14 protein-coding genes are annotated in these 12672 nt (G+C 44.0%); all 14 read right to left on the minus strand.

The genetic code is table 11. The annotated features are described in order from the left end of the window. Positions 1-277: 277 nt before the first annotated feature. Positions 278-742, minus strand: coding sequence for a hypothetical protein (locus AKJ31_RS14260; RefSeq protein WP_157052364.1), 465 nt, complete (start codon positions 740-742; stop codon positions 278-280). Positions 743-832: 90 nt separating this feature from the next. After that, a protein-coding gene (locus tag AKJ31_RS14265; protein WP_411912938.1) for an IS3 family transposase occupies positions 833-2367 on the minus strand; the annotation gives its coding sequence in 2 pieces (ribosomal slippage) (positions 833-1914 and positions 1914-2367; 1536 coding nt in all). Positions 2368-2503: 136 nt separating this feature from the next. Further along, entirely contained in the window at positions 2504-2779 is a 276-nt protein-coding gene (locus AKJ31_RS14275; RefSeq protein ID WP_053409784.1) for a hypothetical protein, read from the minus strand. Continuing rightward, complete coding sequence (locus AKJ31_RS14280) at positions 2776-3387, minus strand: hypothetical protein (protein ID WP_053409785.1); 612 nt, start codon at positions 3385-3387, stop codon at positions 2776-2778. Before AKJ31_RS14280 ends, AKJ31_RS14275 begins: the two co-directional genes overlap by 4 nt. Continuing rightward, positions 3384-3686 (minus strand): hypothetical protein, encoded by a 303-nt coding sequence (locus tag AKJ31_RS14285; protein WP_053409786.1) that lies wholly within the window; start codon positions 3684-3686, stop codon positions 3384-3386. Before AKJ31_RS14285 ends, AKJ31_RS14280 begins: the two co-directional genes overlap by 4 nt. 61 nt (positions 3687-3747) lie before the next feature. Further along, complete coding sequence (locus AKJ31_RS14290; RefSeq protein ID WP_053409787.1) at positions 3748-4056, minus strand: hypothetical protein; 309 nt, start codon at positions 4054-4056, stop codon at positions 3748-3750. A gap of 123 nt (positions 4057-4179) precedes the next feature. Next, positions 4180-5850, minus strand: coding sequence for a DUF6884 domain-containing protein (locus AKJ31_RS14295; RefSeq protein ID WP_053409788.1), 1671 nt, complete (start codon positions 5848-5850; stop codon positions 4180-4182). A gap of 14 nt (positions 5851-5864) precedes the next feature. Beyond that, positions 5865-6413: a hypothetical protein gene (locus AKJ31_RS14300; protein ID WP_053409789.1), complete on the minus strand. Its 549-nt coding sequence runs from the start codon at positions 6411-6413 to the stop codon at positions 5865-5867. 95 nt (positions 6414-6508) lie between these two features. Beyond that, positions 6509-7324 (minus strand): hypothetical protein, encoded by an 816-nt coding sequence (locus tag AKJ31_RS14305; protein ID WP_053409790.1) that lies wholly within the window; start codon positions 7322-7324, stop codon positions 6509-6511. A 175-nt stretch (positions 7325-7499) separates the two neighbouring features. Further along, positions 7500-7811 carry a hypothetical protein gene (locus tag AKJ31_RS14310; protein ID WP_053409791.1) on the minus strand — a complete coding sequence of 104 codons (312 nt, stop codon included), beginning with the start codon at positions 7809-7811 and terminating at the stop codon, positions 7500-7502. A gap of 15 nt (positions 7812-7826) precedes the next feature. Continuing rightward, positions 7827-9071, minus strand: coding sequence for a DNA cytosine methyltransferase (locus AKJ31_RS14315; RefSeq protein ID WP_053409792.1), 1245 nt, complete (start codon positions 9069-9071; stop codon positions 7827-7829). Between the two features lie 62 nt (positions 9072-9133). After that, on the minus strand, positions 9134-11158 hold the full coding sequence (locus tag AKJ31_RS14320; protein ID WP_053409793.1) for an ATP-dependent helicase: 2025 nt from the start codon (positions 11156-11158) through the stop codon (positions 9134-9136). Between the two features lie 254 nt (positions 11159-11412). Continuing rightward, positions 11413-11913 (minus strand): hypothetical protein, encoded by a 501-nt coding sequence (locus tag AKJ31_RS14325; RefSeq protein ID WP_139374582.1) that lies wholly within the window; start codon positions 11911-11913, stop codon positions 11413-11415. Between the two features lie 9 nt (positions 11914-11922). After that, positions 11923-12549, minus strand: coding sequence for a hypothetical protein (locus tag AKJ31_RS14330; protein ID WP_053409795.1), 627 nt, complete (start codon positions 12547-12549; stop codon positions 11923-11925). Between the last annotated feature and the right edge of the window lie 123 nt (positions 12550-12672).

The following is a 12672-nucleotide window of genomic DNA, read 5'->3' on the forward strand; positions in this document are numbered from 1 at the left end:
GTGACTCTCCATTAACTTTATACCGTGATGGTAAGACGGTTTAGTCAACGCGCAAGTCACTAAAAAATAGTGGAATTATAAAACTCAGAGTAGGGTGTGGGTTGTGAAAAACTGCCAGTACTGGGAGTAAATGGAAGACAAAAAGAAGAGTAGAAACGCAGCCACTTTGTAACTGTCAGTAATAGAAACACAAAGAGAAAATTAACCACAAAATAAATGCACCCGTTGTTAGTAATGGCCATAAGAACCCCACTAATTACGGATGCATTAATGCACGTTATTTTATGATTTCACAATGGCTAAACATGTTCTCTTCCCCGCCCTCTAAATTGCCTTTTTTATCAAATTTCAGGCGAACAAATTTGCCATCTGGATATGGGCCATTGGCATCATACTGTGTTCTAAGTTCAAAGTACGCTCTTTCACTTTCACCATTATTTTTCTTTGTAATTACATCTGCTTCGAATCCATGAGGATTTTCTTTAATTACAGTAACCGTTCCCGGTGCATAAGAGAATTTAGTAAGGTCGAAGACCTTGCCAGTGTTTTGAAGATTCCAGTACAGCTTATTGCCATTCTTACGGGTAAACTGATAGCCATACTGATCAGAAAAGCGCAATTGACAAAAAATATTCAAGTTCGGGTCATTTAAGTTTAAAGGCTGGTATGCAGCTGCTGCGTAACCTGAACTCAATAAAGATATTACTGCTAGTGTTTTTAATCCCAATTTCTTCATAATCATTCCTATACTCCGAAGATAACTGTCTTCGTCACTGTTCTACTTTTAATATTGCGGCGTTTTTCAAGGTAGTTGTCATCATTCGCTTGTTTATTAAGCAGCTTCTCTCTCTGGATTTAGATGTACGTCACCAACTGGCTTACAGTTCCTGATATCACCAGGCCATCGTTCGGGTTTTCGCTTTTTTGCAGCGAGTAATACCTCCGCTCGACGCTTCAAGATCTCTTCGTCTTTTCCGTTATGACGCTCTAAGGGCGTGACGTAATTTAGCTTGCTGTGCTTGTGCTCGGTGTTGTACCAGTGCACGAAGGCTTCAACCCAACCTCGACTGCTTTCGAGATTTTCAAAGCCCTTTGTCGGCCAGTTCGGCATGTACTTAACCGTGCGGAACAACGACTCGACATACGGGTTATCATCACTGACTCTTGGGCGGCTATACGATGAGGTAATGCCTAGCTCATCCATCTTCGCTTTGAACGTCAGCGACTTCATAGGCGCACCGTTATCTGAGTGAAGAACTAGCGGTTGATTGAAGCACTGCTCTCGCATCAAGGTTCGTTGCAGGAGCTGTGACGCTAACTCACCGCACTCACGTTCATACACCTCATAGCCCACGATTTTTCGGCTGTAGATGTCCTCTATTACATACAGATAATAATGCTGGCCTCGAACCTTTGAAGGCAAGTAAGTGATATCCCATGTGTAGACTTGATTCGAGCCTGTCGCCGTATAAGTCGTTGGCTTCACTTGCTTTTGTCTACTCCTCTGACGGCCTCGGTTGTTAAGTTGTCCTTGAGCGCCCAACACCCGATAATAGCTCGACTCTGAGGCGATATACTCACCTTTATCAAGCAGTGTCGGCACTATTTGAGTCGGGGGTAAGCTCGCGAACTCTGGGCGGTTACATACCTCGATAATCGCATCACGCTCTTGCTTTGACAGCTTGTTAGCTGGCTCTGGTCTGAGGCAGGTCGGTCTTTTATCCGCCTGAACCTTTCCTTGTAGATACCATCGACGATAGGTTCTCAGATCAATTTGAACCTCATGACAAGCGCGTTCTATGCGACAACCATTTTGTTTGGCTTCGTGGATAAGAGCAATCAGGTGCTGCCTTTCATCGGTTGAGGTTAGTCGTCCTCTGGCTCTTCCCCGTAAAAGGCTCTGAGCTTTTTTCGCAGAACCAACAAGGCAGCAGTTTCAGCGAGCGCCTTTTCTTTGTGGCGTAACTCTTTTTTCAGCTCTTTAATTTCAAGTTTATCGGCTTTGGCCTGTTTCTTTGCTTCAGCTTCCCGTTCTTTGCTTGACTGAAAGCCTTGCATACACTCTTCTCGCCAACTCTGAACTTGCTCTGGAAAGAGACCTTTTTCACGACAGTAATGGCTGAGTTCACTCTCCGTCATCGAGTAGGTTTCGGCAACGATGGCAAGTTTGGTTTGAGCAGACCACTGCTCTGATGAAGTGTTACTATTTGGCACTGCGGCTCCTGAACGTCTGAGTTGCTGCCGCCAATGATACAGGGTCGCGGTGCTAACGCCTTCTTCTTTTGATAGCTGGCTCACTGACATTGAGTATGGAGGCAATAGCTTCTTCAATATGGCTTCTTTTCTTTCTGCTGGAATGCGAGACACAATTCATTCTTACCGCCCTAAACTGGTTAAATTTTAACAGTGACAACTATCCTGCCAGAGGGGGATTGTTAGGGGCTATGTTTTAGCACGGAAGTACTAAGTTAATCGAATGAAAAACATAGTTTTTTGTACAATGTTAAATTCCAATATCCCAAGAATTACCTTCTTGTCGACGCTCCCAAAGTAGCGCTATTGCTTCATCTCTTGTTTCACAACTATCGATCACTACCATGCCGTACCCTTTGGCTAGTTCAACATCCCATTTCTTCGTTTTGATATTGAAACAACAGACACCTTGGCAGGTGATTTTATCTTCGAGAAAAACAGGGCAGTTTTCTTGGCCACTCAACCACGGCTTTTCTGCCAAATGGAAATATTCATCGCTATAAACATCAGTAAGGATAGGGGTCACTTTGTCACCTTGTTTTGTTTTGCCAACTGCTCACGCTTTTCTACTGCTTGGTAGGTTTCTTCGGTCGTTGCTCCGCGCCAAATTAAGTTACGGTGAATGGCTTCACCCATAAATTCAGGATTAATCAAATCACGTGAACCAATAGCATTCACAAGCTCTCTATCGGTCATATTCGACATCGCTACACGTACATGTTCACGAATAGGCATATCACCTACAGGAGTGGGGTAAGTTCGTGCAATTTGATCCAGTGGGTAAGCTTGTGGAACCTCATGCCAAAAAAGGTCAACCTTCAAACTGTCACCATTTTGAAGAAGCCATGAACGGCCATCTTTTAAAGCCTCATTCTTGGTCATACCGAGAGTTTTATATATCTCCAAACCAAAGTTGATTTGATCCACGCCCAATTTCTCAGCGGCAAGTTTCAGTGCCAACTTTCGTAGGTGTTTTCCCGGCAACTCGCCAATCGTTTTTGCGGGTCTTGCATAGTCACCATTCGGGCCACATGCGATATAAGTTGGAATTCGCTCTGGCAGTACATCGATTTCATTGGTGTTGTAAAAATCGCACTCATTCTGATAGTGAGTGATAGCAGGATTCAGTTTCAAAATGGGTAACCCTCAAATGTTTCTTCTGTAAATACCATTCCCTGCGCCGAGGTTTGGACAGTCACTGGAGCTGGGTGCTCTATAAGTAATGGCTGGTCATCTTCCTGCTTTTCTTCGCGTTCGCTTTCACAAGGGCCATTACACATCGCTTGCACGTGATGTTTCCAAGAACGACGCAATTGGATGTCTGTAAAATGGGGTTCAAACTCACCAAGCAGTGAACCATCAGGGGCGGTAACCACTGTTTGATTTGGATTAGAACGGTTTATAAGGATTTCATCAGGGTGAATAGCTGCCATTTTTATTCTCTCTATATTTAATTTTTGTGCCCACAGGTCTTGTTGGTGGGGCTGTTTATGATTAGTCGATGTCAATTAGTTCATTAGATGGAAGACGTTTGAAGTACTCGTTGCCTTTATCAGAAGGCTTGAAACAGCGGCCATTAGGTGAGAACACTGCAACGACTTCTTCGCCATCAAAAACGTCACCGCCCAAGGTGTAACGGTTGTAATCTTGCTGTTCTGTGTGTTCGCGCCATTTCTCTCTGGCATCCTTTAGATCAACCACATCAATGAATTCTTCTGTCTCGATAGCGTAGCTATGAGTCAATGTTCCAACGCGAAGCTTAAGTTGACCTGTCGTTGTCGGTTTCGAATTTTGTTTTGTCATGAGCGTTATCTCCTGTGGTTTGATTCCATTAAAAGCGAGTTAGCGAATCACACAAGATGCTCAGGTTTAGGTTTGATGATTGAAAGGCGCCACGTAACAGCAGCGCCATTTTTAGAGTTTGGTTTAGATAGGTAGGGTTGTTTGAATCGCTACGCGCTGACCGTCAGAGAACAACCGAGTGAATGTTTCCGTTCGCTTTTCAAAATTCGTTGCTTGATGATGGCGGCAGGTGAATGACTGCCAATAAGCAAGCTTTAGCCCCTTAAGAAGCTGGTCTTCTATATCGCGGGGAAAACTGCACAATAGGTTTAAGCAATACTCTTTCGCGTCTTCTTCCTGCATGTCAGATACATCCAGTTCCCAAACTGCTTCCATTGATTCATTCCATAGCTCGACAAAAGCAAACACATTTTCCTCGATAGCCTCTGCCGCCGAAGTAAAAGCAAGTGGGTCTTCATATTCCTCGGTGCAATCATGTCTTGCATATTCAGTGGAGCGGAGCGTTTTATCTTTAGTGATTTCTACGTTTACCTCACGCAGTAATTGGGAACCAATGCGCGATGACGACTTCTCATTCCCTAGAACGGCTGCAGTTCGGCAGGCATCGAAACTTGCATCAAAGCCGTGGATATGCGCGAGAGTTTTTCGTTCTTCATAGACACCACCTCGGGTTACTTCGGAACAAGCTAGAAAATGAGCTCCAGTAAATAGCCTCTCCTTATTCGGCGCCTTTAATTCAAAGAGCTGTTCAATTTCCAAAGGTGACAATCTGACGGGTACATTGACTTTGACCTCTTGGCCATCAACAACCTCGATAGTCGAAATGTACTTCTTGCAGGGTATACCGACGCGAATAGGTGCAAAACTTAGTGCTTTCATCATGGACATAGCGTGCTGGCCAATGTCTGGTGCCTTATGAATCGGCAGGATCACATCACAACGACGTGCTAACCACTTAATCACCGATTTGTTCTCTTTGACTATCGCTAAGCTGGCCGCTGGGTCAAATGGGTTGTCTGGTATGACGATACTTAGCTTTTTAGCATGGCCTTTGAAAGACTCCACGATACGCTTATACCGCGAGAATACTTCTTGAGGTTCTACGAAGTTACCTTTGCCAACTTCGGTAATGACACCGTTGTCGAGAAAAGCTCGGTTTCCCCTAATCAATGACTGTTTCATCATGTCGAGTAGGTGAGGTTGCTTGATGTCGCTAACGTAGGCAAGAGAAGCGCCCAAGCAAGCGTTGGCAGCTGAATAGCCGGTAAACTCGTCAGCTGATGCTAAGCCTGACCGATACAAAACAGGTGAAAATGGTTTTGGTATGTTATTGAGGATCTTCTTTAGTCTACCTCTAAGAACTCCAACGCCAATGTGTTTACGGCAAAAGTACGTCGAATTGAAGGTATTAAGCAGCTTCTGGGAGCTTGGCTTTTCAGTCATCATGTCGAAGACTTTCAAATAGTCATTTGACAACACGACAAACAAATCGCGGGATTTCTCTGCGTATTGCTTCAACAGCTTATTGGCGCCTGCTGTGTGCTTATCAACATACGCTTGCATCGCCGCGGTTTGGGTTCGCTTAGGCATTTGCTGATCATAATGGCCAATGACCTGTTTAGAATGAATCAGGCCATGTAAACCTGACAGTATAAGCACTTCAAAGTGATCGTGTACATTATCTATGTTCGCACGAATTAACTCGTACACATGACCCAAATATAGGTCGAAAGCTTGAGCTTCGGTCTGAGCTTTATTGTCACTGCAACCGATGATTAGAAGTGGTTTAGCCATTGAATCTACCTCAGTTATGCCGCTCGTAGAGAGTGAAACAGTTCGCCCGATAAATGTTTGCTGTCTGGAATGCTTGAGCTGGTACCAATGTCGATAAATGGATGCTCGTTTAAAAGCTGTTTGACAAAATGTGGCCATTCTTCAAGTGAGTCGAAGGGACGGACAATATCGTTGTAGATAACTTCAATCTCGTTGGCTTCTGTTACATAGCCTGCAAATAGAACATTGCAGTACTCGGTATTGAACTGCTTCTGGGCTTCTTCTTTGCTTGGGAATGAAAATAGGCATAAGGACACACGCGGGGCTTCCGTCGCGCATGTTTTAGGATGCTGGTGGAGAGAGACAATTTGATGGATTTCAGGATTCACGTAAGCACTGTCCCAACTATCATCTGAGTAACGCCCATTTCCGGTTATAAGGCACTGCTCATGACAAATATCACCATCATCAAATACACGGTATAGAGTCAGATCTTGCGATTGATAGACGCGTGCCTGACCGTGAAAAAGTGGAGTGTGGCTAACGTGTTGTAGGTGAGGTAATAGGTAGTCGTATAGTTTCATCGTGGAATCTCCTGTGCTTGAGATTCAATTTTCCGACACTTCTCTAATCGCGCCAGTGGCTGCAGGCTGGCAAGTTGCCAACCTGCATGGTCAAGTTATGCAGCTTTGAGCCAGTCGTTAACACGCTGTTTGATGGCTTCAACAACAATCTCTTTGTCAGTCTCAAACATAGAGTTTAATTGTTTGTCCTTAGCATCCCTCATATCGTCATAAAAGGTCTGTGTAATATGACTAGCAAAGTTTGAGTTCCCTTTGATATGCCGAATGCCGCTAACGAATGCCAGATCGGTGGTGGCCGACGCCGGGTTAGAAATGACGGCATTGATATATTGAAGCACCCCTTCCACGGTTGCATTCAACTCAAGCTCAAGGTATTGGCCAATCCGAAATACTGCCTGCTTGTAAGCTTTCATGGTCATCGCATCTGCAGGTTTGTTCATGACTTCCTTGATGTACTCGCCAAGCGATGCAAGATATTTAAGCTCAACCTCATTTTGGTAAGGGCGATGTATAGAATAATTCACGGCGTGCTCTAGGCCGTAAAGGTGAAGAAATACTTCCTCATTACCTGTCCACTGCTCTTTGATCTCAGAGGCGCTACGACGAATTAGTGGATAAATTGCTTTGTAATATTGGTCACAATCCTCTGTTAAACGAAACTCTTTGTAGCAGTTCGTGATAAAGCTTTCATAGTCAAAAGAGACATCTTGATGGGATTCTGAAAGGGGTGATTGTGCAAATTCTTCCGGTGTAGCAATGCCGGTAACATGGAACGTCCACAGAATGGAGTCGACAAACTTAAACGGTGTCCCGCCGTAAATCATGATTTTATTATCGAAGTCTACAGGAAGGTTTTTATCTGTTGAGCGAATTCCCATTAGTTGACCCGAAAAGTGTATTTTGTGATTCATTTTGCTGTTCCGTATTCATTCGGCACCAAGAAATCACGATTTAAGTGGTACTCTTGATGCCAGATAGTTTGAGAGATAATTTGAAGGGAAGGAACTGGTTGCCAACCCATTCAATTGAACTGACAACAAGTATCTCTCACATTGGAAAACGCGCTAGATGGGAAATGCTTAGTGACTATTTGAAGAATTGGACATAAGCCACGAATGTAAGTAGAGCTGGACCAACTGAAAGGAAAAACACCACCATTGATTCATATGAATCGTATCTCAATAGGTCGATTGGCGTTTTCACTGGTTGTTGAACAACAACAGCCAATTTATGCTGCACCATCGTTCTAATTTTAGGGGTGACGATCCTGTACAGAGAGATGATGGCCAATAAGTTCATCGCTGCTATGACCAATTCAACCACATACGATGCCTTTACCGGATGCAGTAACAATGTAAAGACACCCATTTGCAGTACCAGATAAGCAAAATACTTCATTTGTGTTCCCTTCTGTTAATAAGCCAATCGTGTGTGATTATCTGGATAGCCTAACATACGTTCTGCAAACACGGGGTTAAGACCACCCTCAGTCGCGCCAAGGCGCTGCAGATCGCCTATCAAGCCACCGAGTTTACCGGGCCGTGACATTCGGCTACCGGAAGTAAAATTGTTGTTGCCGTCCTTAGCAATGCATGTAGACAACAAGTTCGGGAAAGTGGTTTTGGTCGGGTTAAGATTGCGATCGGGCTCTCCAGTATAAATGTTACCACCGATCAGAATGCCGCGTGATGGCATGTTCGTTACCAGTTCTAGATTGTTCATAGAAAAAATATCGAGTTGAGATACACCCCAGCCAGCAGCAAGTTTGGATGCCATGTAAGTTTCGTTCTTACGTGATTTTGGCTGTTTTGCTTTTACAGGGGCAAACTCAGCATCTGTGATGGCGTCAAATATTGCCTTAGCGATAGCTGGAACAATAGCATTGCCAACGCCGTTGATACGCTTTGTTCTCAGCTTAATTGAACGAGGCTCTTTTACCACGGCTGCATTGAGGATGTATTCAGGATCTTCTGATGGCAGGGGCATAAAGTGGTTCGGTTGCTTGTTCGCTTGCTTACGTACCGTATCGAAGATGCGGCGGTTACCACGAGCGACAGCTGTCGTTGGTAGATACGCGACGATATAAGTGCGATGGCGGTAATGTGGGTAGCCAAACGCAGTCGCTGCAATGACCTCCCACTCAACGATATAACCAAGTCTGTTAAGTTCCATAAGAATCACATCAAGCCCACGGTTTAAGAGGTTGCTTGAGTTTTCAAAAACCAAATACGGTACTTCCAAGTCTTCTGCGATATTAAGAATGTCGTGCACTAGGCCTGATCGCGCACCGTTGATGCCGATATGATTGCCTTTGGTATTAGCTGGAGTCACATCCTGACATGGGAAGCCAGCAGATAGGATAGTTGGGAAGGGCAATATTCCTTCCATAAAATCCTCCATACAAAGGCTTGTGAAGCCAGTTTCTTCAACTGGCACCTTATCCTCGTCTATAAGTGCTTGATGGCTGTGACAGGCGCGAGGAAGGCCAATTTCAGACACATCACCGCAGTTATCTAGATTGAAGTTACGGTCAATCAATTTTGTATTATATGGGTCGATTTCAGCGGTGCAAATCGTTTCTATAAGACCGTTTTGCTGTGCGGCAAGGTGAAACCCGCCTATACCAGTACATAGCTCTAAAAGTGGTAGTTTGTTCATTGTGATTGACCCATAACGTATTTGATATGGGTCAGTATCTGCTAGAAGTCTAATCGCACAAGTCAGCGTTGAGCGACCATAGCTTCGTGGTAACGAAGTGAGGTAGGCGTAGAGCGTTCAGGTAATTCGGTTCTCTCTGTCACGGCATTACAGAGAGCAATAGATAGATCTATTTCTGACTCACGAATGAATTTACTTGCTTTTGTAAGGTGATGTTCGCCATCTTGAGCTTTGGCGTGAAAGATCCGAACGGTTTTTTTAGCCCTTGTCATGCCTACATATGCCAGTCGTCGCTCTTCCTCTTCATCAACACCTAAACCAGTTTCTGACTTTTTCTTAATGGGCATGGTATCCGCATCCCAAAAAGGCAGTAGAACAAGGTCATACTCACAGCCTTTTGAACGAAAAATGGTTGTCAGTGTTACACCGTAATTATTCTTTGTTTGTTGTTGCGACAAATTGATGAGTCTTTGGAAGTAAGAGAGTGCATCCGCTGGTGAAAGCTTCAGGCTTCTTAATACGGTTGCAAGTGAGTTAAAACGCTCTTCGGCCTCTGCCAGTTCAGCATCACTTGTCGCGCTATTGGCCAACCATTCAGACATGTTTGACTCGTCAAGGTACGCATCAAAAACATCAAGGGCAGAGGCATCTTTCACTCCCTTCAATGTGTCGATGATATACAGGCGTTCCCTTACGTTTTCGTAACGGGTTTTGCTGGTGGTATCAGCTAATTGGATGGTATCGATCGCGGATACCCAATGCTCTACATCAATGCCACTTAAGCGGCGTGAAAGCTCCATCAGCTTCTTATTCGGCACGTAAGTATGAGGGAACCGGAGAAGGTCGAAAATAAGTGTGCTGCGCGCTTCCGAATCAAGCACCTTATCGTTTCCGGTTACAAAAGTTAGTAAAGTAGTGAGAAGCTTAATCTCTCTTGTGTTTGGTAATGCGAATTCTGGGGGCATTTTATACGGTACCCTTCGAAGCAGAAACGATAACTCAAAAAGCATCGACTGTGACCAACGGCGGATCAGGACGGCGCAGTCTGCAGGTTGTCCACCGGATTCTAAATGTTTGTTTATGGATTCGATAACGTCAGCTGCTGGCGTACCTGTAGGGCAGACTTCAACATTTGTAATTGGTGTACCTGGAGCAGAAACGGTCAAAGTGTCGAATCGTTCTTGGTTGTTCACAATCAGGTGGTTTGAAGCCAGAGATAAACGGTGACCATAACGGAACGTCTTACTTAATGTCAGCTTTGTACACGGCGGGAAATCTTTCTCGAAAGTTAGCATAAATCCCGGGTTTGAACCGCGCCAACTGTAAATCGATTGGTCAATGTCTCCGACCGCGATTAGAGAAGTATTCTGGGCCTTAATCAGCTTTACCAGCTCATACTGGGAGGCATTAATGTCTTGAAATTCATCAATCAAAATTTTAGAGAATTTTGACTGGTATAGAGTTCTTAACTGTCCGTCCTTGCGTAACAGAGCTACGGTTTCAGGACACCAGTCATCAAAGAACAATACTTTTTCGGCCATACGAGCCTTTTCAAACTCATAAAATGCAGGGATTAAAAACGAGTAAGTTTGGTTGATCCCCATAATGTTAAACACTTCTTTTACAGGTAACATCATCGCTTTCACGAGGCCGACAAACGACAATAGGGTATCTGCAGTTTTGCTATCACCAATAACGGATGCAATCTTCTTGCTTCTCGTGTTTGCGGCAATCACTTTAAGTGCAGACCTAGCTAATGACAGCTGGAATGGTCCAGTGTCCATGTTAAGTTCGAAGCCAATTCGATTCAGGTGGCCAGAATTACGCAAAACGCTGTAGCAAAAACCGTGAAAGGTTTTGATTAATGGAAGGTCTGCCAATCTTTTAGCTTTGATACGCGCAGTGAACTCGGTGGCGATGTCACTATTGAACATTAGGACGCACATATTGGTAGCCGGCATCGTTTTGACTTGTTCCAGAATGAACTCAATTAGAGTTGTCGTTTTGCCAGTACCTGGGCCTGCGTCAATAAGTGCATTTCCAGAGTTAAACGAGACAATGGCTTCTTGTTCGGACGTTCTATTCATTTGCTATACCTTTAAACTTTTCTCTATTCACTAGTATGCAGGCAGATATATATGCCGCAAGAGCCCTAAGTCGCTAACATCGGATTTTGATAGCGTGGTAGGTATATTCCTTAATGTACAGCAACCGGATTGAGAAATGCACTACTTAACGAAGTGCAAAACAGAGCAAGCCATTACCTCAAATAGCAGAAAAGGCGCACTATGTGCGCCTTTCGTTATGGATTAGAAATAGGTACCATTCTTTCAGTAGCAGACTAGGGTTGAAAATTTCCTTCTGCTTGTCGAATAGCTTTGTAGCGAACCATACCTTCGGTCAAAAAGATGATATTGGCCAAGTCATAGTAGGTGACCTTACCGCCCCGATAATCGTAGACCTGTTGTACTTTCTTCGTTATGAAATCCTCATTAACTTCGAGTACCAATTTTTCCAATTCATCGTAATGGTCAGGGGTGATCTCCCGGCCTTCATGCGGAACCAGCCAAACATTTAGCGGAGGATAGTTCTCAGGGTTTTTGTATACCTTCATCGTTACATTTGCTGACGATGCATGAAAATGGTCACCCGCGCTCTTAGTTATGTGTTGAAAGTACCAAATGGAAGCACCAATGACGATTGCATACAGATCAAATCCGTAAATGCCGATACCAAGTAAAAGTATGCCAGCTACTTGGAGTTTTCTAGCGTGTACCAATAGCAGTTTGGCTCTATCAGTTACCTTTCCAGATAGCTCCATTAGGAGCTTGTAATTGTTCAATTTCGGTACCTATTCTTTCGATGTTAAGTGGGACTCTGAGCGGTTGCGTGTTAATTCAATCCAAATTGTCGTTGAACCGTCATCACCACGATTAGATGGAGTAGGGCAAAAGTTCTCGTCAACTTGCTTTAGAAAAAGCTGTTCGCTCAAAAATTCCAAGCAACCGGTATCTGTCGCGGCCATATCAACGCCATATTCTTCGATTGATGGCATTGCTACTGTAACCGCCTGTACGGTGTAAAGATTGGCAATGTAAGCCCATTCATCGCTTTCAAATATGGGCGGCTGAGAAGGGGTTTCAGAGTCATAGATCACCAAGTCTGCATCTTGCTTATCGTGTTGAGATTCCAAACAGCTTGGTTTAGTAAAATGGATTAACACTTGGCTGACAGATGGGTCTGTGTAAACCCATAATTGCTCAGGCACTTCACGTTCATAGCGTGAACACTGTTCACTAGATGGTAAGAGCAAGTCTTTTGATTGTGCACTTAGCCACTGAGTTTCACCCTCTGAATACTGCAGCATTTCAAGAACGATGTTTTTAAGGTGAAAATCATTACCTATAAGATGCTTACCCAAAACGGATTCCATTTTATTTAGCTGGTCTTGAGTAGGGATAAAGTAGGGTTGAGCCATTTTGTTCTCACTTAGTCATTAACTCGTAATAACCAATACTTTAATCGGCAATCCGATTCCCGCAACAAGCTCTATTTAGAGTTAATGATAAATTATAACGCTTAAAAAAAATAGTGAGGTAGA

The organism is Vibrio hepatarius, from assembly GCF_001274785.1.
Taxonomy (GTDB): Bacteria; Pseudomonadota; Gammaproteobacteria; order Enterobacterales; family Vibrionaceae; genus Vibrio; species Vibrio hepatarius.

What these genes read in the sequence shown, in the direction of transcription:
- AKJ31_RS14260 (WP_157052364.1), bottom strand. Translation starts at nt 742, where the DNA reads ATGATTATGAAGAAATTGGGATTAAAAACACTAGCAGTAATATCTTTA.
- AKJ31_RS14285 (WP_053409786.1), bottom strand. Translation starts at nt 3,686, where the DNA reads ATGGCAGCTATTCACCCTGATGAAATCCTTATAAACCGTTCTAATCCA.
- AKJ31_RS14290 (WP_053409787.1), bottom strand. Translation starts at nt 4,056, where the DNA reads ATGACAAAACAAAATTCGAAACCGACAACGACAGGTCAACTTAAGCTT.
- AKJ31_RS14295 (WP_053409788.1), bottom strand. Translation starts at nt 5,850, where the DNA reads ATGGCTAAACCACTTCTAATCATCGGTTGCAGTGACAATAAAGCTCAG.
- AKJ31_RS14300 (WP_053409789.1), bottom strand. Translation starts at nt 6,413, where the DNA reads ATGAAACTATACGACTACCTATTACCTCACCTACAACACGTTAGCCAC.
- AKJ31_RS14305 (WP_053409790.1), bottom strand. Translation starts at nt 7,324, where the DNA reads ATGAATCACAAAATACACTTTTCGGGTCAACTAATGGGAATTCGCTCA.
- AKJ31_RS14310 (WP_053409791.1), bottom strand. Translation starts at nt 7,811, where the DNA reads ATGAAGTATTTTGCTTATCTGGTACTGCAAATGGGTGTCTTTACATTG.
- AKJ31_RS14315 (WP_053409792.1), bottom strand. Translation starts at nt 9,071, where the DNA reads ATGAACAAACTACCACTTTTAGAGCTATGTACTGGTATAGGCGGGTTT.
- AKJ31_RS14320 (WP_053409793.1), bottom strand. Translation starts at nt 11,158, where the DNA reads ATGAATAGAACGTCCGAACAAGAAGCCATTGTCTCGTTTAACTCTGGA.
- AKJ31_RS14330 (WP_053409795.1), bottom strand. Translation starts at nt 12,549, where the DNA reads ATGGCTCAACCCTACTTTATCCCTACTCAAGACCAGCTAAATAAAATG.